We start from the raw sequence: 20,683 nt of genomic DNA, 5'->3' as shown, positions 1-20,683 counted from the left end.
CGAAGCCCACTCCTTAAGGACCCGCCTCATGCCGCAGACCCCCGTTCGACCCACCCGCTCGGACGGCGAGTTCGCCGACCTGTTCGCCCGCAAGGCGCGTACCCCGCTGCGCGGCTTCCTGCCCGGCCGCAGGGTCTGGAACGCCGTCGGGGGTTCCGCGGCCGTGGTCCTGGTGATCGCGGGCGCCACGGCGGTCGTTTCCCGGATCGACTTCAGCAGCGGCAGCGAGGACAGGGTGGCCACGGCGGCCGAGAAGAAGGACGCCGTTCAGGGCAGGACCCCCGCGGACAGCGGTACGCCGAGCGCGTCCGCGTCCTCGGCCGCACCTGAGCGGCAGGAAGGGGACAAGGGCCCGGCGGTGGTCTATCTCCCCGCCCCCGGCGGCGACGGGAACGCAGGCTCCGGCGGCTCGGGCAGGACCGACGACGGCGGCACGACCGGCACGACGCGGACCTCCGAGCCCCGGTCGACGGCCCCGACGCAGCAGGCGTCGACCGGCTTCCTCTGGTCCGACGGCACCGTGGAGGGCGACTCCAACCCCTACTGGGACCAGAGCGCCGTCACCGTGCAGACCACGAAGACGCTCAAGAGCCTCAAGGTCGTCGTCAAGATCACGCAGACGGGCGGCGTGGCCGGCACCGGCACCTGGACCAACCTCGGGGACAAGGTGTCGGTGGCCTCCGCGTCGAGCAGCGGCGAGCTGGACTACGTGGTGACGCTGAAGCCGGGCATCACGGTCGACCCCGGCACCTACATCTTCAGGTTCCAGTACAACCACAACCAGGGCGCTCGTGACGCCGGCGGCGACCGCTACAACGTCACCGCCACCTCCACCGCCGGGGCCACCGAGTTCCGCAAGGGCGGTTTCTGAGCCGGGAGCCGTCGCGGGGCGCCGGCTTCACGAGTGAGGCGCGATGTGGGTGTTGCGTGTCGAAGTGCTCCAGGGATCTTCCGGAACGCGCGCCGGCCGTGCACAGTCAGGAGCCGCCCTGCACGGTCGCAGGCCACGTCGTCGGGAGGACAGCCGATGGGAGCACACCGCCGGGAGCGGCCGGACACCGCGTCCGCCCCCGCCACCGACGGCATGGGCCGACGCAGGTTCCTGGGGTATGTGGTGGCCGCCTCGACGCTGACGGTGGCCGCCCCGCTCGCCGAGACGCTCCTCGCCCCCGCCGAGGCGGCCGCGGCCGTCCCCTCGGCGCCGGGCCCGGCCGAGATCTACGACCTCAACGACATGCTCACCCACGCCGCACTGCCCACGGCCGACCTGATCACGATCCGCCTCGACCCGGACGGCACGGCCTCCTTCGCCCTGCCCCGCGCCGAGGTCGGCCAGGGCATCACCACCTCCAGCGCCATGCTCATCGCCGAGGAACTGGAGCTGCCGCTGGAGAAGATCCGCGTCACCCTCGCCGACGCCCGGCCCGAGTTGCTGTTCAACCAGCTCACCGGCGGCTCCAACACCACCATCTCCACCTACACCCCGATCCGCGTCGCGGCCGCCGTGGCCCGTGGCCGCCTGCTGCGGGCCGCCGCACTGGAACTGGGGGAGGCCCTCGACACCCTGACCGCGAAGGCGGGGGTGATCACCTCGACCGTGACCGGCAAGAGCCTCACCTACGGCGAACTCGCCGGGAAGGCCGCCTCGGTGGCCACCGGTCAGGTCTCCGTCACCCTCAAGGAGCCCGCCGACTTCAAGGTCATCGGCACCGCGCGGCGGCGCATCGACGCGCTGGAGGCGGTCACCGGCCGCAAGAGGTTCGCCATGGACGTGCACGTGCCGGGCGCGCTGCCGACGATGGTGTGCCGCCCGCCGACGATCAACGGCACCGTCCGCTCGGTGGAGAACCTGGACGAGGTGCGGGCCATGCCCGGCATCACCGACGTCGTCCGCGTCTCCACCGGCGTCGCCGTGCGCGGCCGTACCTTCGGGCAGTGCATCGACGCGGTCCGCGCGCTGAAGGTCACTTGGGGGCCCGGAACCGCGGAGGGCGCCTCCGACGACACCATCACCGCCGAACTCCGCAAGGCCGAACCGCCCCTGCCCGCCCTCGACCTGCTGACCAAGTCGGTCGACGCCCGCTTCACCTTCCACTTCGCCAGCAACAGCGCGCTGGAGACCAACTGCGCCATCGCCGACGTACGCGAGGACTCGGCCGAGATCTGGGCGAGCCTGAAGTCCCCGATCACCGCCCAGGAGGACATCGCGACCAAGCTCGGGCTGCCGGTCACCGCGGTCACGGTCCATGTGACCGAGGGCGGCGGCTCCTTCGGGCGGAAGCTCTTCTACGACGCCGCAGCCGAGGCCGCCGAGATCTCGAAGGCGACGGGCAAGCCGGTCAAGCTGATGTGGCACCGCACCGACGACTTCCGGCAGGGCCGCACCCACCCCATGTCCACCTCCCGGGTGCGCGCCGGTTACGCCCTCGGCCAGGTGCTCACCTACGACCAGCGCCACACCTCCGTGGCCACCGACTTCGGTCACGGCGTCGGCGAGATCATCACGGCCGAGGCCGCGCGCCTGCCCGTCGGCGACCTCACCTTCTCCGAGACGATCTTCACGCTCACTCAGCAGACGCCGTACGACTTCGGTGTCGTCACCCAGCTCCTCAGTGAGACCGACAAGCGCTTCAACACGGGTTCCATGCGCAACATCTACTCGCCCAACGTGCGGTGCGCTCAGGAACTGGTGGTGGACGAGCTGGCCAGACGCATGGGCAAGGATCCGTACCGGTTCCGCCGTGCCTTCCTGAAGGAGGAGCGGGCGCGTGCCGTCCTCGACAAGGTCGCCGAGGTGGGGGAGTGGGGCCGCAGCATGCCGGCGGGGACGGCGCAGGGCATCGCGATCCACCCCGAGTACCACGCGTACGTCGCCGTCCTCACCGAGATCGACTGCCGCCCGGAGACCACCGGACGCGAGATCCCCGACGCGTACGCGGGCCCGCGCGTGACCAAGGTCGTCTGTGCCGTGGACGTGGGCCTGGCGGTGAACCCCCGCGGCCTCCAGGCCCAGATGATGGGCGGCATCATGGACGGCATCGCGATCACCCTGAGCTCTGGACTGCACCTCAGGGACGGGCATTTCCTGGAAGGCAGTTGGGACAACTACTTCTACACCCGGCAGTGGAACACCCCGCCGGAGCTGGAGATCGTCGTCATGCCGCCGACCACCGACACCCCCGGCGGCGCTGGCGAGTTGGCCGTCGCGGGCGCGATGGCGGCCGTGGCCTGCGCCTACGGACGCGCGACGGGCACGATGCCCACGACCTTCCCGATCAACCACGGCGAGCCGCTCGGCTTCGAGCCGCTGCCCACCAGCCCGTCCATCCCCGCGTCGCCCACCGACGGCCTCAGCCGCGCCTTCTAGGAGCCACCGTGCCGGAACACACCTTCATCCTCAACGGCGAGTCCGTGACCGTGGACATCGAGGACGACGTACGGCTGCTGTGGGTACTGCGGGACGTCCTGGGCGTCACCGGACCGAAGTACGGCTGCGGCCTCGGCGTCTGCCAGGCCTGCACGAGCCACATCAACGGCAAGGCGTTCAACCCCTGTTCGGTCCCGGTGAAGGACCTGCGCCCCACGGACGAGGTCACCACCATCGAGGGCCTGCCCGCCACGGTCGGCAAGGATCTGCACCCGATGCAGGAGGCCTGGCTGGAGCACGACGTCGCCCAGTGCGGCTACTGCCAGCCAGGCCAGATCATGACCGCCGTCGCCAAGGTCCGCCAGGCTCGCGCGGAGGGCCGCGACATCAGCGAGGCCGACCTCGACGAGATCCGCAACGTCTGCCGCTGCGGGACGTATCACCGCATCCGCGAGGCGATCGTGGCGGGCGCGAAGAAGTACTGAACACGTCCGGTGTCCGCGCGGGGTGTCCGCGCGGACACCGGATCGTATGCGTCAGCAGGCGGGGCGTCGGGCGTGAGCCGGGTCGAGGGCGTTCAGGACGAGGCGCGTGGCCAGGTCGTTGTAGCTGATGTTGATGTGCTCGACGACCTCGGCGGGGCACAGGTCCTGGAGTTTGATGTTGGTGACGTTCGGGGCGGCCGCGAGATAGGCCGAGGTGTACGGGGTGACGACCTCGTCGTACCGGGTGGTGATCACCGTGTAGGTGACGTCCGGATCGGTCTCGCCGCCCGCGTTCAGCCCCTTGAGGAAGTCCGAGCCGATGAGCTGCTGGCTGCATGCGGGGCAGGCCACGCCGAGGAGTTCGTCGCCGCCCGGGATCGCGCGGGCGAGGAGGCCGAGGCCCGAGAACGTGGTCCCGTGGTTGGACGGGGTGAGGGCGACCAGCTTGTCGACCGCGTCCGCGCCGCCGAGGTTCTTGATGTAGTAGCGCGGCATCATGCCACCCTGGGAGTGCCCCACCAGGTCGACCTTCGCGGCGCCGGTGGCGGAGCGGACCCGGTCGACGAAGTCCGCCAACTGCCGGGCCGAGGCGGCCTCGTCGCCGGTGCCGAGCAGGGGGCCCGACTCGCCGCCGTGGTTGAGGGCGAAGACGCAGTACCCGGCCTCCTTGAGCAGGGGAGCCAGCGCCGCCCAGTTGTCGTAGCGATTCTCGAAGGTGCCGTGCACGAGGACGACGGGACGCGGATGCTCGGGGCCGGGGCGGCAGGTGAAGTCGTTGGCGCCGGAGGGTACGGCCGTCGGGTGGGCGACGGAGTAGGCGAGTGCCGAAGCGAAGTCGTCCTGGGGCGGACCGACCGGGTCGGCCGCCACCACCGGCGCGGCGTCGCTCGTGTCCGGTGCCGCCTGAGACCGGGCGACGCCGGACACGCCGATACAGACGGCCGCCGTGAGCCCGGCGAGAGACGTGGTCAGAAGGCGTCGGCGCGGCGTGCGCCGGAGTCTGCGGCTACGCATGAGGGGTCTCCTCTGCCTGGTCGTGGGGTGCGGCAGTGGATCCGCGCGGCCTGGTCACAAGGGGATGGGTCAGGAGGGTGTGAAGCCTTGTCACAGGGGAGAGACACGGAAGCTACTGGCGCGTAACGTCAGATCCACACTCGCTTCGCCCGCGGGAGCCGACCAGGAGAGCCGCGGGGGCGACGGGAAAGGTGTCATGAGCGTGACACCTTTCCGGGGCTGTGCCTCACCGGGGGCAGCCCTGTGCGCACCGCACCGCTGCCGACCACCCCACGGCGGGCACCCCTGTCACGCGCGCCCGCCGTGCCCGCCACCCCTTCCCCCCTCACCCGCCGCCCGAGACGGAGCCACCGCGATGACGTCACAGGCCGAGACGTTCACGCGTCAGCCCTGGCACGAGCTGCACCCCGTACTGGCCGCGCTGATCCGTTCCCGGACCGAGAACATCGTCGCCGACATGATCAAGGCGATCCGTGACGAGGTGCCCGCCTACCGCCGGCCGCTCGACTCCGCCGTCGGCCGCGATCTGACGGAGTCGGTACGCCGGGCCGTGCGCCAGTTCGCCGAGCTGATCGAGCACCCCGACAGCCCGCAGGACCATCACCTCCACCACTTCCGGCACCTGGGCCGGATCGAGTTCCTCAACGGCCGTACGACGGACGGTCTCCAGGCCGCGTTCAGGGTCGGCGCGCGCGTGGGTAGCCGGCGCTACGCCGAGATCGTGCAGGAGGCCTCGCTGCCGCCGGAGACCGTCCTGACGCTGCACGAAGCCGTGCTGATCCACATCAATGCCCTGTCCAACGAGTCGGTGAAAGGTTTCCTCGCTGCGCAACTGCGCTCGGAGGGCGACGTGAAGCGTGCCCGCCGGGCCTTGGTCGAGCGGCTGCTGGAGCCACCGAGAGGGCGGGAGCGTGCCCCGCTGGGACCGCTCGCCGAACGCGCCCGCTGGGCGCTGCCGGGTGCCGTCGCGTGTGTGGTGGTGCGGTCGGCCGGGCGTCTGTCCGTGCCCGGCGCGGACGGTGAGCTGCTCTGCGTCAACCGGGGGAGCGATCTCGTTCTGATCGTGCCCGAGCCGGCGACGAGCGGTCTGATCGAGCGGGTGAAGGGCGCCGCCCGCGGCCGTGTCGCCGCCGTGGGTCCGGCCGTTCCCGCGCATGAGGCATGGCTGTCCCTCCAGTGCGCCCGCCTCGCACTCGACCGTCGACCGCATTTACCGGCGGAAGAGGGCGACGGGACCTTCCTGCACGTCGACGACGAGCTGGCCGATCTCCATCTGCTGCGCAGCGCACCCATCGGGCAACTGCTCGGGCGACGCGTGCTGGGCGTCTTCGCGGACCTGCCCCGGGGGAGGGCCGCCCGGCTCGCCGAGACCCTGGACGCCCTGCTGATGTCCTGGGGGCGTACGGCTCCCGAGGTGGCCCAGGCGCTGGGCATCCATCCGCAGACGGCCCGCAAGCGACTGCGCCAGCTGGAGGCGCTGTTCGGCGACCGGCTCGGCGACCCGCGCTTCCGGTTCGAGGCCCTGCTGGCGCTGCGCACGCATGCCCTGCGTCCCCAGGAGGGCTGAGCGGCAGGGCGGTCACCAGTCGCGGGCGATTTCCATCAGATGGTCGCGGACCAGGGCGACATGAGGGTTGCCGGAAGAGCCGGGGCGCTGGACCAGGAAGCCGGTGTTGATGGGCGGGTCGTCCGGGTCGTGCAGCAGGACCAGCGCGCCCGAGGCCAGCTCGGCGGCGCACAGGTAGCGGGGGAGCACGCTGAAGCCCGTACCGCCCGTCACCGCGGCCTTCACCGCGTTCAGGTCGGGCATCGTGACGGCCGGATGGCACACCAGACGCTTGCCGAAGACATGCCGCCAGTAGCGGCGCACGATCGGCACGTCCTCGGCGTAGGCGACCAGCGGCACGCCGTGCAGCGCGGCGGGCCCGTCGCCCGCGATACGCGCGGGCCCGCCGATGCGCTCCGCCCAGGCGGGGGCCGTGACCAGGACGAACTCCTCGTCCATCAGCGGCACCGAGGCGAGGGCGCGACCGCGCGGCCGGTAGGTCGAGAGCACCAGGTCGTAGTGGCCGGCGCGCAGTTCCTCCAGGAGCGGCTCGGTCAGGCCGGGCGTGATGCGCAGCCGTACGCCCTTGTCGACCAGGGGCGCGAGGGCGGGCATGACGCGGTGGGTGAGCAGCTCGGTCGGACCGGCGAGGTGCACCGGCTCCGCCGGGTGGACGTCCGCGGAGCCGCCCGGTCCCGTGACGGTGGCGAGGGCGTCCAGTGGCCCGACGATCCGGGCCGCGAGCTCGTCCGCATACGGAGCGGGCGCGACGCCGCGCGCCAGACGCTGGAACAGCTCCCGGTCCAGCTGCCGCTCCAGCGTGCGGATCTGTGTCGTGACCGTCGGCTGCGACAGCCCGAGCAGGCGGGCGGCGGCGGTGAAGGAGCCGGTGCGGTACACGGCGAGGAACGTGCGCAGCAGGTTCAGGTCCACCTGCGCCGCGCCGCCGAGCCGGTCTCCGTCCGTCTGGGCCACCTCCGCGATCTCATTGGAATCCCTATGTCTCATATGCGTGAGCCTATTGGATTCCAATGGCAGGGTGCGCGTACGGTCAGGGCATCGACGTACTGACGATCTGCACGCACAGCGTCAGGACGCCCAGGAATCCCCAGGAACCCCTGACACGCGAAAGAGCACCCCATGTCGAAGATCCTTTTCGTGATGACCGGCGCGGACCACTGGACGCTGGCCGACGGCACCAAGCACCCCACCGGCTTCTGGGCCGAGGAGGCCGTCGCCCCGTACGAGGCCTTCAAGGCCGCCGGTCACGAGGTCGTCGTGGCCACGCCCGGAGGCGTCGTGCCGCCCCTGGACAAGGCCAGCCTGGCGCCGCAGTTCAACGGCGGCGAGGAGGGCGCGCAGAAGATCGCGGACGCCCTCGCCTCGATCAGTGAGCTGCAGCACCCCATCAAGCTGGAGGACGTCGACCTCGACGACTACGCCGCCGTCTTCTACCCCGGGGGCCACGGCCCGATGGAGGACCTGGCCGTCGACGCCACGTCCGGCAAGCTCCTCGTCGACACCCTCGCCTCCGGCAAGCCGCTCGGCGTGGTCTGCCATGCCCCGGCGGCGTTGCTGGCCGCCACCCTGGCCGACGGCGGCAACGCTTTCGCCGGCTACCGGCTCACCGGCTTCAGCAACGCCGAGGAGACCCAGGGAGGTCTCGCGGCGGGCGCCAAGTGGCTGCTCCAGGACCGCCTGGTCGAGATCGGCGCCGACTACCAGGAAGGCGAGCCGTGGGTGCCGAACGTGGTCGTCGACCGCAACCTGGTCACCGGCCAGAACCCGGCCTCCTCCGGCCCGCTCGCCGCCGAGCTGCTGAAGAAGCTCGGCTGAACCATGGCCACCGACCGGCTCGACGAGGTCCTCGACGCCGCGTACGACTGCCTGACCCGGTACGGCGTGCGGCGCACCACGATGGACGACATCGCCCTGCGCATGGGCGTGTCCCGGTCGGCCGTCTACCAGTACGTCCGCAGCAAGGACGACGCCTTCCGGAAGCTCGCCGCCCGCCTGCACACCCAGGCGCTGGAGCGGGCCCGGGACGCGGCCGCGGCCGAGGACGCCCCGTGCGCGACCCGTGCACGAGGCGTCCTCGCCGCCAAGCTCGACCTGGTCCACCGGCTCACCGGAGACTCCCCGCACACCGCGGAACTCCTCGACGAGAAAGCCCGGTTGTTCGGCGACATCTGCGCCGCCTTCACCGCCGAACTGCGACAGCTGCTGACGGCCCTGTTCACCCAGGCCGGTACCCCCGCCGGACTCGGGCCCGCAGAGGCCGCCGACGTCTGTCTCGCCCTGGTCACCGGCCTCGAATCGGTGCCGGACGGAGAGCGGCTGCTCGGCCCCGCGTCGGACGCACTGCTGACCGGCCTCCTGGGAGCATCGCAGGCGTCCCACTGATCGGTGACCGTCTTTCCAGGCGGAGTGAGCGGTGCGACGATGCCGGGATGATCACACCCTCGGACCCCCTCGACGGCGGACCCACCGGCCGAAGACTCCAGGTGGAGACCCACGGCCTCGACGTGATCGCCGACGCCGAACGCAAAGGCACGCCCCGCACCCTGTTCTGGCCCTGGTTCGGAGCCAACGTGTCCGTCCTGGGCCTGAGTTACGGCGCCTTCGTCCTCGGCTTCGGGATCTCCTTCTGGCAGGCGCTGGCCGCCGGGGTCGTCGGCATCGTGTTCTCGTTCCTGCTGTGCGGGTTCGTCGCCGTGGCCGGCAAGCGCGGCTCGGCGCCGACCATGGTGCTCGGCCGCGCCGCGTACGGCGTGCGCGGCAACCGCCTGCCGTCGGTGATCTCCTGGATCCTCACCGTCGGCTGGGAGACCGTGCTGTGTTCCCTGGCCACGATGGCCACCGCGACCGTGTTCGGGCGGCTCGGCTGGGGCGGCGGCACCGGGACCAAGGTGGTCGCGCTCGTCCTGGTCGGGGCGCTGACGGTCGTCGTCGGGGTCATGGGCTTCGACCTGATCATGCGGCTGCAGACCGTGATCACCCTCGTCACGGGCGTCCTCACCGTCGTCTACGTCGCCCTCGTCGCCGACCACGTCCACTGGTCCACCGTCAGCGCTATACCGGCGGGCTCCGCCCAGGAGTTCATCGGCGCGCTCGTGTTCATGATGACCGGCTTCGGCCTCGGCTGGGTCAACGCGGCCGCCGACTACTCCCGCTACCTGCCGCGCACCGCCTCCACCCGGGGTGTGATCGGCTGGACCACCTTCGGCGCGTCCCTCGCGCCGCTGCTCCTGCTGGTCTTCGGCCTGCTGCTGGCCGGCTCGTCCAGCAAGCTCAATACGGCCGTGGCCGCCGACCCCATCGGCGCGCTCACCACCATCCTGCCCACCTGGTTCCTGGTGCCCTTCGCCGTGGTCGCCGTCCTCGGCCTGGTCGGCGGCGCGGTCCTCGACATCTACTCGTCCGGCCTGGCCCTGCTGTCGGCGGGCCTGCGCGTGCCGCGCCCGGTGGCCGCCCTGGTCGACGGCGTATTGATGATCGCGGGCTCGGTCTACATCGTGTTCGTCGCCGACGACTTCCTCGGCCCGTTCATGGGCTTCCTCACCACGCTCGGCGTGCCCATCGCCGCCTGGTGCGGCATCATGCTCGCCGACCTGGCCCTGCGCCGCCGCGACTACGACGAACCCGACCTCTACCGCCCGGCCGGCCGCTACCGCGACGTACCGCTGATCCCGCTGCTCCTGACCGTCACCGCCACCGCCCTCGGCTGGGGTCTCGTCACCAACTCGGCCGCGAACCGGCTGGACTGGCAGGGCTATCTGCTCGGTCCCCTGGGCCTCGGCGGCAGATCCGGGGACTGGGCGTACGCCAACCTCGGCGTCCTCGCGGCCCTCGCGCTCGGCTTCCTCGGCACGCTGGTGCTGCGGCGCGCACGCGTCCGTGCACAGGAGGCGCAGGCGCCGACTCCGACGGCGGACGAGGGGGCGGCCGTATGACCCCCGGGTTGCTCGCCGTCATCGACATGCAGCGTGTCTTCGCCGACCCCGGCAGCCCCTGGGCCGCACCCCGGTTCGCCGATGCGGCGGCGGGCGTACGGCGTCTGCTGCCGGCCTTCGGGGACCGGGTCACGTTCACCCGCTTCGTGGCACCCGGCACACCGGAAGGCGCCTGGCGGGCGTACTACGAGCGGTGGCCCTTCGCCCTGCAACCGCCGGACGCCGGGCTCTGGCAGCTGGCGGACGAGTTCGCCTCCGACGCACGCCACGTGCTGGACGCCACCACCTTCGGCAAATGGACCCCCGAACTGGCCCGACGTACCACCGCGTTGGGCCGCCTGGTGCTGGCCGGTGTCAGCACCGACTGCTGCGTCCTGTCGACGGCCCTGGCGGCCGCGGACGCGGGCGTCGAGGTGCTGGTCGCCGCCGACGCCTGCGCGGGAGCGGACGACGACTCGCACGCCAAGGCGTTGCAGGTGCTGGACCTGTACCGGCCGCTGGTCCGGGTGACGACGGTCGACGAACTGCTGGAAGAGGCGACCTGAGGCATCCCCGCACAGCCGGTCACGGCTCCGAGGTCTCCGATTCGAGTGACGTCCGGGTCGCCCGGCCGTAGACGCCGGACTCGTCCGCGAGGAGGAAGCGGGCGAGCTGGTAGCCCCGCACGGCGTTCTCCACCTCACGGTCGTAGTCGCCGTCGGCGTCGCCGCTGTAGAAGCCGATCTGCCGCAGGCGGAGCTGGAGTTCGCCGACCTCCGGTCCCCGGTCGCCGAAGCGGAGGACCGGGGGCTCACCCTCGGGGGCGCTCGGCCCGGTGGTGGGGGAGGCGCTGCCGGTGGCGACGGGGGTGGACGGGGCGCCGGTCGGGGTCGTGGAGCGGGCCGGGCCGGCCGAGCCGTCCGTCGGTGTCGTACTCGGCGACGGCGTCGGGCTCGGGGATGCCGAAGCGGACGACGTGCTGTGGGACTGCTCCCCGGGGGAGTTGTCGTCCCCGGCCGAACCGTCGGGCACGGGAGCCCGTACGTCGTCGGGCAGGGCACCGTCCCGGGTGGGGCTGTCGTAGGAGAAGAGCCCGCCGACGAAAGCCCCCGTCAGCAGGACCGCCAGGGCGGCCCCCGCGCCGGTGATCAGAAGGGCGCGGCGCCCGCGCCGGGAAGCCGCCCGCGTGCCCGTGTCCTGCGGTTGCCGTTCGGTTTCGGCGAGTTGAGGGATCCCGGCGACGACGTCGGGCTCGGTGTCACGTGTCGCCGACGAGGAGATGACGGACAGGGGCGCGTCCGTGTCGTCGGGTTGCCCGGTTTCCTCACCGAGTTCCACGAACGGCCGTATCCGCAGCGGATCGAAGTCCTCCGCGGCCGCCGCCTCCGCCGTGCGCGTCTCGCGATGGGCGTCGGACGCGAGGCGGCCGCAGGAGCAGGCCGGTGTGCCGTCCGAGGCCCGGGGAGTCCCGCACTCCGGGCAGACAGGGCCGTTCGGTTCGCTCACGTGGAGTCCCTCTCCGTAAAGATGTTCGGAATTAAAACAGAGGTCCTCCACGCAATCTCCATGCACCCGGGAATTGACGGAACGAGCCCCTCCGGACCGTCGAGAACGAGCCGCGCCGGCTCAGGCGGACCGGCGTGGTGTCCCCGCGGTGGGCCGGTCGAGGTGGGTGGTGAACCAGTCCCGGGCCAGTTCGGCGACCGTGGTGAGGGTGCCTGGCTCCTCGAAGAGGTGGGTGGCGCCGGGGACGACCGCGATCCGGTGCTCGCAGTGCATCCGGTCGGCGGCGAGGCGGTTGAGGCTGAGCACCTGCGTGTCGCGGCTGCCGACGATCAGCAGGGTCGGCGCCCGCAGACGGGTCAGCGCCGCCGGGGTGGCCAGGTCGGGACGGCCGCCGCGGGAGACGACCGAGCGGACGTCGGAACCGGACAGCGCGGCGGCCTCCAGCGCGGCGGCGGCTCCGGTGCTGGCCCCGAAGTAGGCGACGGGCAGGCCGGTTTCACCGCGCAGCCACACGGACGCGGCGTGCAGGCGCCGTGCCAGCAGCAGGATGTCGAAGACGTTGTGCCGGTCGTGCGCCTCGTCGTCGGTGAGGAGGTCCAGCAGCAGCGTGGCCAGGCCCGCGCCGTTGAGGGCGGTGGCGACGTACTGGTTGCGCGGGCTGTACCGGCTGCTCCCACTGCCGTGCGCGAACGCCACGGCCGCCTGCGCCCCGTCCGGCACGACCAGGCGGGCGCCGACCCGCGCGCCGGCCGCCGGGATCAGCACCTCGCGGTCCGACGGCGTCGCCGGTGCCGTCGCCCGGGAGGCGGGCGCCGTGGGGGAGCGGGACGTCGTGCGGGCGGCCTCCGCGAGCAGGGACGTGACCTCGGCGTCGGAGACCTGGGCGAAGTCCCGGTACCAGGCACCCACCGAGCCCAGGATCCGGTGCGTGTGCGGGCAGACCACGTCGTCGGCCACCTGCCGCAGCCGGGCCACGCTGTGCGCCGCCCCGACGGGCACGGCGAGCACGATCCGGGCCGCGCCCTGACCTCGTACGACCCGACAGGCGGCCTCGGCCGTGGCGCCGGTGGCGAGCCCGTCGTCCACGACGACGGCCGTCCGCCCGGCAACCGGCAGCGCGGCCCGCTCCTGCCGGTAACTACGCACCCGCCGTTCCAGCTCGCCCCGCTCGGCCGCCTCCACGGCCTCCTGCTCTTCGGCGTCCAGCCCGGCCGCGTCGATCACGTCCTGATTGAGGACCCGGACCCCGTGCTCGCCGATCGCCCCGAAGCCCCACTCCGGCTGCTCCGGGACCCCCAGCTTCCGCACCACCAGCACATCCAGCGGGGCACCGAGACGCCGGGCCACCGCGGCCGCCACGGGCACCCCGCCCCGCGGCAGTCCCAGCACCACCACGTCCTGACCGCGCAGCTCCGCAAGCTTCTCGGCCAGCAGCTGTCCGGCCGTCCTGCGGTCGTCGTAACGCATACACGCCTCCCGCGCCCAAGAGGACGGGAGCCTGTCCCTTTCCCTTCAGGCTACGACTGTTCGTCCGCGCCCTCGGCACTTGGCGATATCCGGTCGGTACCCCCGCGGCGGTTGCCGTGTTCAATCACTCGTATCGCGTCACCCGTCACGGCACGACGGGACGGCCCCCCACGTCAGGAGGCATCGTGATCGCCCCTCCCGAGCCCGGTCTGACCGAACGCGACATCGTCGAACGCGCCGTGAACCTGCGGCCCGTGCTGCTCGAACGCCAGCCGGAGACCGAACGGCTGACGCACTACCCCAAGTCCACCCACGACGACTTCCTGCGGGCCGGCTTCTACCGGATCCTCCAGCCGCGCCGGTACGGCGGCTACGAGTTCGGCCTGCCCACCTTCTACCGCGTGGTCACCGAGATCGCCCGCGGCTGTCCCTCCACCGGCTGGGCGCTGTCCCTCACCGCCGCCCATGTCCTCCAGGTCGCCAGCGTCTTCGAGGAGCAGGCGCAGGCCGAGATCTTCGGCACCGACGGCGACTTCCGGGCCGCGTCCACCGTCACGCCCATCGGCGTCGCCCAGCCCGACGGCGACGGCCATGTCGTGCTCGACGGCACCTGGCCGTACTCCTCGGGCGCCCCGTACTCCACCCACTACGTCGGCCAGACCCTGCGCGCCCCCGACCGGCCGGGCGGCCCGCCGGGACCGCCGGTGCTGTTCGTCGCGCCGCGCTCGGTGTGGACCGTGCTCGACGACTGGCACGGCGTCCTCGGCCTGCGCGGCAGCGGCTCCAACAGCGTGCACATGGACCGGGCCCGCATTCCCGCCTGCCTCACCCGCGAGACCGGCCTGCTCGACCTGCCCGTCGAGGGCGGCAGCGTCGGCTCCGAACTGCACGGGAACCCCATGTACGCCGGGCGCGCGCCGAGCTTCTACCACGGTGAACTGGCCGCCATCATGATCGGCACCGCCTACGCCGCCGCCGACGAGTACGCCCGTGCCATCGCCGACCGCCCTCTCATCCTGGAGCCCGGCCGCACCCGCGCCGACCTCCACGACTACCAGCGCCACCTCGGCGAGGCCCTCGGCGTCATCCACACGGCCGAGGCGGCACTGCACCGCACCGCCGAGGAATGGATGGAGACCTGCCGCCGCAACACCACCGGCGACGCCCCCTTCACCCTCGCCGAGGACAACCGCCTGGCGCTGATGTTCCTGAACGCGGGCCGCATGACCTGGGACGTCCTCCAGGGCACCCTCTTCCGCACGGCCGGCTCCCGGCACGCGCGCGACGGCGAGCGCATGCAGCGCTACTTCCGGGACGCGGCCACGTACTGGACCCACGTGGGCCCCACGATGGCCGAACCCCTCGCCCGCCGGGTCGGCTGCGACCGCCTGGGGCTGCCGTCCGAGCACATTCCGTTGATTCCCTGAGTCCCGAGTGATTGCCCGAGACCCGAGTGACCTGCCTGAGACCCGCGAGGTCACGCGACCACCCGCGCCGATCCCCTGCCCGGCCATAGGAATGCTCGCGTCCGGATCGGGTACGTGAGCAGGACCGCCTGACCGCCGCTACCAGGGGATCTGCCATGGAAACTCCCGCGAACGACAACACCACCACACCGGCCCGGCGGGCGCTGGACGCGCTGGCCGACAACACCGAGGACAGGGCGGCGATGGACACGCTCGCGAGCAGCGAGGTCCTCGTGCCCGTGCCCGACGACGCCAGCGAGGAGGACGCCACCGACCCGGGCGCCGTGGCGCTGCCGGTCATCGAGCGCGCGGGCGGCGAGCCCGTCGTCCCGGTCTTCACCTCCGAGCCCGCGATGGCCGAGCTGCTGCCCTTCGTCTCCCGCTACCGGCTGGTCCCGCTGGGCGCCCTCGCCTCGCAGTGGCCGGCCGACGACTTGGCGCTCACCATAGACGCCGGCTCGCCACACCCGCTGACCCTGACCTCGGAGGGCGTACGAACGCTGCTGGCTCGGCCGTAACGCCGCAGGACGACGCCAAGGGGGGATGAGCGGCACCGCCTCCGCTCGTCCCCTTCGTGCGGTCGCGGCCCTGTCGTCCCGAGTCAGTCGCCGAGCATCCGTGCCAGCACGCCGCGCTGCAGGGGCAGGACCTCGGCGTGCAGATCACGGCCCTTGCGGGTCAGGGTGACGAACACACCGCGCCGGTCCTCGGCGCAGACGGAACGCTCCACCAGACCGTCCTTCTCCAGGCGGCCGATGAGCCGGGACAGGGCGCTCTGGCTGAGATGGACCCGTCCGACGAGGTTCTGAACCCGGCACTGGGCGCCTTCCTCGGGTACCTCGGCAGCGAGGATGTCGAGGACTTCGAAGTCGCTCGCGCCCAGGCCGTGGGGGTGCAGCACACGGTCGATCTCGGTCATCGTGCGCGCGTGCACCGACAGAATGTCCCGCCACCGTTGTTCGAGTCCGGCGTCGGCCGTCTTCACTGCCATACCGGCACGGTAGCACCGATCCGGCCACTCATTGACTGTGCAACTAGTGCATGTGCAAGGGTGTTGCGCAGGGGGCACGGACGCCATACGCAGGGGGCGCGGACAAGAGGGGAGCGGCCGACGGCCGGGACTCAGGCGGCCGGATCCTGGAGGATCCCGACGAGATTGCCGTCCGCGTCCTTCACGGACGCGATCAGCCTGCCGCCGCCGACGTCCTTGACGTCCTGCAGCGTCTCGGCACCCGCGTCCACGAGGGCCGTGAGGGTCGCCCTGATGTCGGCCACGTGCCAGTAGGGGACCGGGCCGGTCATGCCCTTGGCGTGCCCGTTGGGGTCCAGGCCGACGTCCTGCCCGCCGTCCTTGAAACCGACGTAGTACGGCTCGTCCGCATACGGTTCGGTGCCCAGCAGAGCCCTGAACAGGGCCTTCGACCGGTCCAGGTCCTTGACGGGATAGATGATCGTGTTGAGTCCGGCGGTCATGGCGTCCTCCCGGTGCCGTGTGCTCCGACGCGTTTCGTCGGTGGCTTCACGCTAGGACGGGGGCGCGGCCCCGGACTTCTCGATTCCTGACCGATCGCACGCCGACCCCACGCCGATCGCCCGCCCCGAGGGCACACCGACGGCTGCATCACCCGTGCGGCGCGCCCTCGCGGCCCGTGTACGCCGACTACGTCGAGTCCCGCTTCACCAGCTCCGTCGGCAGGATCACCGCCGCCGGGTCCTCACCGCCGATCTGCGCCAGCAGCAGCCGCACCATCTCGGCGCTGATCCGGTCGTAGGGCTGGCGGATCGTGGTGAGGGCCGGGCTGGCCTCCGTCGCCGCCACGGAGTCGTCGAAGCCGCCCACCGACACATCCTCGGGCACCCGGCGGCCCGCCCGGTGCAGCGCGGCCAGGGCGCCCTGTGCCATCAGGTCGGAGGCCACGAACAACGCGTCCATGTCAGGAGCCTGCGCCAGCAGCCGGTCGGCGCCCGCCTCGCCACTGGCCCGGCTGTAGTCGCCGGAGACGATGAGCCGCTCGTCGATCTCGACGCCCGCCTCCGTGAGCACCTCCTTGTAGCCGGCGAGGCGATCGACACCACCCGGGGTGTCCAGCGGTCCGCTCACCATGCCGATCCGGCGGCGGCCCAGCGACAGCAGGTGGCCCACCATGTCCCGGGCACCGTCCCGGTCGTCCGCGGCCACATAGCTCACCTTGGAACCGAGCCCCATGGGCTTGCCGCACTGGACGAGGGGCACCCCCGCCGCACGCAGCTCCTCGGCCACCGGGTCACCGGAGTGGCTGGACACCAGCAGCACCCCGTCGACGTGCCCCGCCGTGATGTACCGCGTGATGCGCCGCCGCTCGTCCCGCGTGCCCGCCAGCATCAGCAGCAGTGGGATGTCGTGCGCGGCCAGCGCCTGTGTGCAGCCGCTCAGCAGGACGTTGAAGTTGGGGTCCTCGAAGAACCTCTCCTGCGGCTCGGTCAGCAGGAAGCCGACCGAGTCCGAACGCCCCGTGATCAGCGAGCGGGCATGCCGGTTGACGACGTAACCCGTCTTGCGGATCGCCGCGTTGACCGCCTCCTGGGCGGCCGGGCTGACGTAGTGCCCGCCGTTGAGCACGCGCGAGACCGTGCCCCGTGAGACTCCGGCCTCGCGCGCCACGTCGTGGATCGTCGGCGGTCTGCGTCGGCCCCCCGTGTTGCTCATGGTCATGACTTTACGGCCCCGGAGAGCAGATCCAGGCTCCAGAAGCGCTGGATGACCAGGAAGAGCGCGACCAGCGGAAAGACCGCGAGGAACGCGCCGGTGATCACCAGCGTGTACAACGCGGGCGTGTTGGCGCCCTGTTCGAGGAGCGTGTACAGACCCAGCGTGATCGGGAACTTCTCGTCGTCGCTGAGCATGATGTACGGCAGCAGGAAGTTGTTCCAGATCGCCACGAACTGGAACAGGAACACCGTCACCATCCCGGGGATCATCATCGGCAGCGCGATCCGGGTGAAGATCCGCCACTCGCTCGCCCCGTCCATCCGTCCGGCCTCGACCACGTCACCGGGGACGGCGGCAGCGGCGTAGATCCGGGAGAGATACACGCCGTACGGCGAGAGGATCTGCGGCAGCAGCACGGACAGGTAAGAGTCCGTCAGGTCCGCCTTCGCCAGCAGCAGGTACTGCGGGACGGCGAGGATGACCGGTGGCATCAGCACGCCCGCGAGGAGGACGTTGAAGATCGTCTCGCGGCCGCGGAAGCGGTAGGTGGCCAGCGCGTAGCCGCTGAACGCCGACACGACCGTGGACAACAGGGCACCGAGACCGGCGTACAGGGCGGAGTTGCCCATCCACTCCCAGTACACGCCGTCCCGATAGGCACTCAGGTCCGAGAAGTTGTCCGCGAAGCCCGTGCCCGGCAGGAAGGTGAACGTGGAGAACAGCTCACCGCCGGACTTCGTCGCCGCGATCACCACCCACGCCACCGGCAGCAGGCAGTAGAGCGCGCCGAGCAGCAGGGTGACCGTCGGGACCAGCGCGATCCGGCGGCGCAGCGGTGGCCGGTCCTGGACGGTGCCGGGCGCCGGACCGGCTGCCGCTCCGGTCTTGCTGACGGCAAGAGAACTCATCGCGCTGCCTCCTGCCTGTTACGACGGTTCGCGGCCCGCAGGAAGCCGAAGGACAGCAGCAGCGTCGCCAGGGCGATGATCGTGGCCTGGGCGGCCGCCGCGTAGATGTCGTTCTTGCCGAAGGCGTCCTGGTACACCTTCATCAGCGGACTCCAGGTGGTGGACACGGAGTTGGTGAGCGGCTTGAGGGTGGTCGGCTCGTTGAACACCTGGAGCGTGGCGATGATCGAGAAGAAGAAGGTCAGCACCAGCGAGGGCGCCACCATCGGGATCTTGATCTTCAGCGCGATCTGCAGCGGCGTGGCACCGTCCAGCTTGGCCGCCTCGTACACCTCGGCCGGGATGGCCTGGAGCGAGGTGTAGATGACGATCATGTTGAAGCCGGTGCCGCCCCAGACCGCGATGTTGGAGAGGGCGAGGTAGAGCGGCCCGCCGTCGAGGAGGTCCGGCTGCGGCAGGCCCAGCTTCTCCAGCACGTAGTAGAAGGGGCTGACGTCCGGCAGGTACAGGAAGCCCCACAGCAGCGCCGCCACGACGCCGGGGATGGCGTACGGCAGGAAGATCGCGAGCCGGGTGAAGGGCGCCAGCCGCACCTTCTCGGAGTCGAGCATCAGCGCGAACAGCAGGGCGAGGCCCAGCATCACCGGCACGACGATGCAGCCGTAGCCGAGCACGCGCAGCGCGCCGCTGACCAGCTCGTTGTCGGTGAGGGCGTCGGTGTAGTTCTCCAGCCCGGCCCAGACCTCCTTGCGGGCACCGGAACCGAGCCCGAGCCCGGAGACCTTCACCTTGTGGAAGCTGAGCCAGACCGCGTAGCCGATGGGCAGCGCGAAGAAGAGCAGAAACAGGAGCGTCGCGGGGAGGAGGAAGGCGTACGGGGCCCCCTTCACCCCGTACGCCTTCCGGCTTGTGCCGGTCACTCGGAGACCTCGAAGCCCTGCTTCTTGAGGTCGGCGACCGTGTCGTCCTGCATGGTCCTGAGGGCGGCGGTGAAGTCCGACTTGTTCTTGGCGGCCTTGCCGAAGGCGTCCTTGAAGGTCGTGTAGGCGACGTTCACGTTCGGGCCCCAGGCGGACGGCGCCGTGCTCTCGGCGATCTCCGCGGCCTTCGTGTAGAAGTCGGCCTGGTGGGAGAAGTAGTCCGGCGGCGTGGTGAAGGCGCCGCTGAGCTGGGCCGCGGTGGAGGCCGGGTAGATGCCGCTCTCCTTGGCCAGCGCGTTGAGGGCGTCACCGTCGGTGTTCAGCCACGCGGCGAACTTCGCGGCGGCGGCCTTGTGCTTGGAATCCGTGGTGACGGCGGTGGAGGAGCCGCCCCAGCTGCCGGTGACGTTCTCCGACTGCGACCACTGCGGGAGCGGGGCCATCGCCCACTTGCCCTTGGTGTCGGGTGCGGCCGTGGTCAGCGTGCCCGGGGCCCACACGGCGCTGACCCAGGCGATCTGCTTGCCGGTGTTGAGCGCCTTGTTCCAGGCCGGGGTGTACATCGGCTGGTTGTCGATGGCGCCCTCCTTGACGAGACCGCCCCAGAACTGGGCGACCTTCTCGGAGGCGGCGTCGTCGATGCCGACCTTCCACTTGTCGCCCTCGGTGGTCCACCACTTGGCGCCGGCTTGCTGGGCCAGGCCCGCGAAGAGGCCGGAGTCGTTGGCGGAGAAGGTGGTCAGGTCCTTGTCCGGGGCCTTCTTCTTCAGCGCGCGGGCCGTCTCGGCGAACTGCTCCCAGGTGGTCGGGACGCTCAGGCCGTACTTCTTGAACAGGTCCTCGCGGTAGTAGAACATCATCGGCCCGATGTCCTGCGGCACCGCGTAGACCGCGTCCGTGCCCAGCGTGGTCTGCTGCCAGACGCCCTCGGCGAACTTGCCCTTCGCGTCGCCGACCTCGCTCGCTATGTCCGCGACCGCGTCATTGCTGACCAGCGTCGGCAGCGCCTGGTACTCGGCCTGGACCAGGTCGGGGGCCGTGCCGGCCTTGTGCGCGGTGAGGATCTTGGTGACCAGCGTGTCGCCGGACGCCTGCTTCTTCACCGTGACCGTGATCCGGTCCTTCTTGCCCGGGCCCTTGTTCCACAGGTCGACGACCTTGTCCATGCCGGGCGTCCAGGTCCAGTAGGTCAGCGAGACCGGACCGGACTCGGTCTCGTCTGCCTTCTCGGAGCCGCAAGCGGCGAGGGCGGTGGCGCCGAGGGCCACGGCGATGGTGGATGCCACGAGGCGGGTGCGCTTCGTGATGGGCATGGATCTCTCCCCTGACCTGGGTCTTCGCCTGCTGCGAAGACCTGCCATGCTTCTGTGAGCGTTCACAGTA

The 20,683-nt window shown here is 71.3% G+C and carries 20 protein-coding genes; 10 read left to right on the top strand and 10 right to left on the bottom strand.

What is annotated here, in order from left to right; translation table 11 throughout:
- The first annotated feature begins 28 nt into the window (after positions 1-28).
- The 3 genes from ACIBU0_RS30365 (at position 29) to ACIBU0_RS30355 (ending at position 3,852) form a co-directional block, all read left to right on the top strand.
- The gene (locus ACIBU0_RS30365; protein WP_398824763.1) at positions 29-871 is read left to right on the top strand and encodes a hypothetical protein; all 843 of its coding nucleotides are present in this window, start codon (positions 29-31) and stop codon (positions 869-871) included.
- Positions 872-1,027: 156 nt separating this feature from the next.
- Positions 1,028-3,367 (top strand): molybdopterin cofactor-binding domain-containing protein, encoded by a 2,340-nt coding sequence (locus ACIBU0_RS30360; protein WP_398824761.1) that lies wholly within the window; start codon positions 1,028-1,030, stop codon positions 3,365-3,367.
- Between the two features lie 8 nt (positions 3,368-3,375).
- Positions 3,376-3,852 carry a (2Fe-2S)-binding protein gene (locus tag ACIBU0_RS30355; protein ID WP_398824759.1) on the top strand — a complete coding sequence of 159 codons (477 nt, stop codon included), beginning with the start codon at positions 3,376-3,378 and terminating at the stop codon, positions 3,850-3,852.
- 51 nt (positions 3,853-3,903) lie between these two features.
- On the opposite strand, the gene ACIBU0_RS30350 is transcribed toward ACIBU0_RS30355, so the two are convergent.
- The gene (locus ACIBU0_RS30350) at positions 3,904-4,866 is read right to left on the bottom strand and encodes an esterase/lipase family protein (protein ID WP_398824757.1); all 963 of its coding nucleotides are present in this window, start codon (positions 4,864-4,866) and stop codon (positions 3,904-3,906) included.
- Positions 4,867-5,221: 355 nt separating this feature from the next.
- Between ACIBU0_RS30350 and ACIBU0_RS30345 the strand changes: the two genes are divergently transcribed.
- Complete coding sequence (locus ACIBU0_RS30345) at positions 5,222-6,433, top strand: helix-turn-helix domain-containing protein (protein WP_398824755.1); 1,212 nt, start codon at positions 5,222-5,224, stop codon at positions 6,431-6,433.
- Between the two features lie 12 nt (positions 6,434-6,445).
- Here the strand turns inward: ACIBU0_RS30345 and ACIBU0_RS30340 are convergent, their stop codons facing one another.
- Entirely contained in the window at positions 6,446-7,420 is a 975-nt protein-coding gene (locus ACIBU0_RS30340; RefSeq protein ID WP_398824753.1) for a LysR family transcriptional regulator, read from the bottom strand.
- A 132-nt stretch (positions 7,421-7,552) separates the two neighbouring features.
- Between ACIBU0_RS30340 and ACIBU0_RS30335 the strand changes: the two genes are divergently transcribed.
- The 4 genes from ACIBU0_RS30335 to ACIBU0_RS30320 are packed head-to-tail and all read left to right on the top strand — an operon-like array spanning position 7,553 to position 10,910.
- Positions 7,553-8,248 (top strand): type 1 glutamine amidotransferase domain-containing protein, encoded by a 696-nt coding sequence (locus ACIBU0_RS30335; RefSeq protein WP_398824751.1) that lies wholly within the window; start codon positions 7,553-7,555, stop codon positions 8,246-8,248.
- Positions 8,249-8,251: 3 nt separating this feature from the next.
- Positions 8,252-8,815, top strand: coding sequence for a TetR/AcrR family transcriptional regulator (locus ACIBU0_RS30330; RefSeq protein WP_398824749.1), 564 nt, complete (start codon positions 8,252-8,254; stop codon positions 8,813-8,815).
- Between the two features lie 47 nt (positions 8,816-8,862).
- A complete protein-coding gene (locus ACIBU0_RS30325; RefSeq protein WP_398824747.1) occupies positions 8,863-10,365 on the top strand; it encodes a purine-cytosine permease family protein in 1,503 nt (500 codons plus the stop codon).
- On the top strand, positions 10,362-10,910 hold the full coding sequence (locus tag ACIBU0_RS30320; protein ID WP_398824745.1) for a cysteine hydrolase family protein: 549 nt from the start codon (positions 10,362-10,364) through the stop codon (positions 10,908-10,910). The genes ACIBU0_RS30325 and ACIBU0_RS30320 overlap by 4 nt, the downstream gene beginning before the upstream one ends.
- 19 nt (positions 10,911-10,929) lie before the next feature.
- Here the strand turns inward: ACIBU0_RS30320 and ACIBU0_RS30315 are convergent, their stop codons facing one another.
- Entirely contained in the window at positions 10,930-11,850 is a 921-nt protein-coding gene (locus tag ACIBU0_RS30315; RefSeq protein WP_398824743.1) for a peptidoglycan-binding protein, read from the bottom strand.
- A 120-nt stretch (positions 11,851-11,970) separates the two neighbouring features.
- On the bottom strand, positions 11,971-13,317 hold the full coding sequence (locus ACIBU0_RS30310; RefSeq protein ID WP_398824741.1) for a phosphoribosyltransferase family protein: 1,347 nt from the start codon (positions 13,315-13,317) through the stop codon (positions 11,971-11,973).
- Positions 13,318-13,502: 185 nt separating this feature from the next.
- Between ACIBU0_RS30310 and ACIBU0_RS30305 the strand changes: the two genes are divergently transcribed.
- Positions 13,503-14,744, top strand: coding sequence for an acyl-CoA dehydrogenase family protein (locus ACIBU0_RS30305; RefSeq protein WP_398824739.1), 1,242 nt, complete (start codon positions 13,503-13,505; stop codon positions 14,742-14,744).
- 155 nt (positions 14,745-14,899) lie between these two features.
- The gene (locus ACIBU0_RS30300; RefSeq protein WP_398824737.1) at positions 14,900-15,301 is read left to right on the top strand and encodes an SseB family protein; all 402 of its coding nucleotides are present in this window, start codon (positions 14,900-14,902) and stop codon (positions 15,299-15,301) included.
- Positions 15,302-15,384: 83 nt separating this feature from the next.
- Here the strand turns inward: ACIBU0_RS30300 and ACIBU0_RS30295 are convergent, their stop codons facing one another.
- From ACIBU0_RS30295 to ACIBU0_RS30270, 6 genes are all read right to left on the bottom strand, one after another.
- The gene (locus ACIBU0_RS30295) at positions 15,385-15,774 is read right to left on the bottom strand and encodes a MarR family winged helix-turn-helix transcriptional regulator (RefSeq protein WP_398824735.1); all 390 of its coding nucleotides are present in this window, start codon (positions 15,772-15,774) and stop codon (positions 15,385-15,387) included.
- 131 nt (positions 15,775-15,905) lie between these two features.
- Positions 15,906-16,256 (bottom strand): VOC family protein, encoded by a 351-nt coding sequence (locus tag ACIBU0_RS30290; protein ID WP_398824733.1) that lies wholly within the window; start codon positions 16,254-16,256, stop codon positions 15,906-15,908.
- A gap of 187 nt (positions 16,257-16,443) precedes the next feature.
- Positions 16,444-17,475 (bottom strand): LacI family DNA-binding transcriptional regulator, encoded by a 1,032-nt coding sequence (locus ACIBU0_RS30285; protein WP_398824731.1) that lies wholly within the window; start codon positions 17,473-17,475, stop codon positions 16,444-16,446.
- Positions 17,472-18,380, bottom strand: coding sequence for a carbohydrate ABC transporter permease (locus ACIBU0_RS30280; protein WP_398824729.1), 909 nt, complete (start codon positions 18,378-18,380; stop codon positions 17,472-17,474). The genes ACIBU0_RS30285 and ACIBU0_RS30280 overlap by 4 nt, the downstream gene beginning before the upstream one ends.
- Positions 18,377-19,300: a carbohydrate ABC transporter permease gene (locus tag ACIBU0_RS30275; RefSeq protein WP_398824727.1), complete on the bottom strand. Its 924-nt coding sequence runs from the start codon at positions 19,298-19,300 to the stop codon at positions 18,377-18,379. Before ACIBU0_RS30275 ends, ACIBU0_RS30280 begins: the two co-directional genes overlap by 4 nt.
- Positions 19,297-20,613: an ABC transporter substrate-binding protein gene (locus tag ACIBU0_RS30270; RefSeq protein ID WP_398824725.1), complete on the bottom strand. Its 1,317-nt coding sequence runs from the start codon at positions 20,611-20,613 to the stop codon at positions 19,297-19,299. Before ACIBU0_RS30270 ends, ACIBU0_RS30275 begins: the two co-directional genes overlap by 4 nt.
- Positions 20,614-20,683 lie beyond the last annotated feature (70 nt).

The organism is Streptomyces sp. NPDC049627 (assembly GCF_044465645.1).
Lineage (GTDB): Bacteria > Actinomycetota > Actinomycetes > Streptomycetales > Streptomycetaceae > Streptomyces.
Note: the sequence above shows the minus strand (reverse complement) of the source record. Positions and strands in the feature narration are given on the sequence as shown.

Bases quoted from the DNA above. Each gene is read 5' to 3' on its own strand.
- ACIBU0_RS30365 (WP_398824763.1), top strand. From the start codon at position 29: ATGCCGCAGACCCCCGTTCGACCCACCCGCTCGGACGGCGAGTTCGCC.
- ACIBU0_RS30360 (WP_398824761.1), top strand. From the start codon at position 1,028: ATGGGAGCACACCGCCGGGAGCGGCCGGACACCGCGTCCGCCCCCGCC.
- ACIBU0_RS30350 (WP_398824757.1), bottom strand. From the start codon at position 4,866: ATGCGTAGCCGCAGACTCCGGCGCACGCCGCGCCGACGCCTTCTGACC.
- ACIBU0_RS30345 (WP_398824755.1), top strand. From the start codon at position 5,222: ATGACGTCACAGGCCGAGACGTTCACGCGTCAGCCCTGGCACGAGCTG.
- ACIBU0_RS30340 (WP_398824753.1), bottom strand. From the start codon at position 7,420: ATGAGACATAGGGATTCCAATGAGATCGCGGAGGTGGCCCAGACGGAC.
- ACIBU0_RS30335 (WP_398824751.1), top strand. From the start codon at position 7,553: ATGTCGAAGATCCTTTTCGTGATGACCGGCGCGGACCACTGGACGCTG.
- ACIBU0_RS30330 (WP_398824749.1), top strand. From the start codon at position 8,252: ATGGCCACCGACCGGCTCGACGAGGTCCTCGACGCCGCGTACGACTGC.
- ACIBU0_RS30325 (WP_398824747.1), top strand. From the start codon at position 8,863: ATGATCACACCCTCGGACCCCCTCGACGGCGGACCCACCGGCCGAAGA.
- ACIBU0_RS30320 (WP_398824745.1), top strand. From the start codon at position 10,362: ATGACCCCCGGGTTGCTCGCCGTCATCGACATGCAGCGTGTCTTCGCC.
- ACIBU0_RS30310 (WP_398824741.1), bottom strand. From the start codon at position 13,317: ATGCGTTACGACGACCGCAGGACGGCCGGACAGCTGCTGGCCGAGAAG.
- ACIBU0_RS30300 (WP_398824737.1), top strand. From the start codon at position 14,900: ATGGAAACTCCCGCGAACGACAACACCACCACACCGGCCCGGCGGGCG.
- ACIBU0_RS30295 (WP_398824735.1), bottom strand. From the start codon at position 15,774: ATGGCAGTGAAGACGGCCGACGCCGGACTCGAACAACGGTGGCGGGAC.
- ACIBU0_RS30290 (WP_398824733.1), bottom strand. From the start codon at position 16,256: ATGACCGCCGGACTCAACACGATCATCTATCCCGTCAAGGACCTGGAC.
- ACIBU0_RS30285 (WP_398824731.1), bottom strand. From the start codon at position 17,475: ATGACCATGAGCAACACGGGGGGCCGACGCAGACCGCCGACGATCCAC.
- ACIBU0_RS30280 (WP_398824729.1), bottom strand. From the start codon at position 18,380: ATGAGTTCTCTTGCCGTCAGCAAGACCGGAGCGGCAGCCGGTCCGGCG.
- ACIBU0_RS30270 (WP_398824725.1), bottom strand. From the start codon at position 20,613: ATGCCCATCACGAAGCGCACCCGCCTCGTGGCATCCACCATCGCCGTG.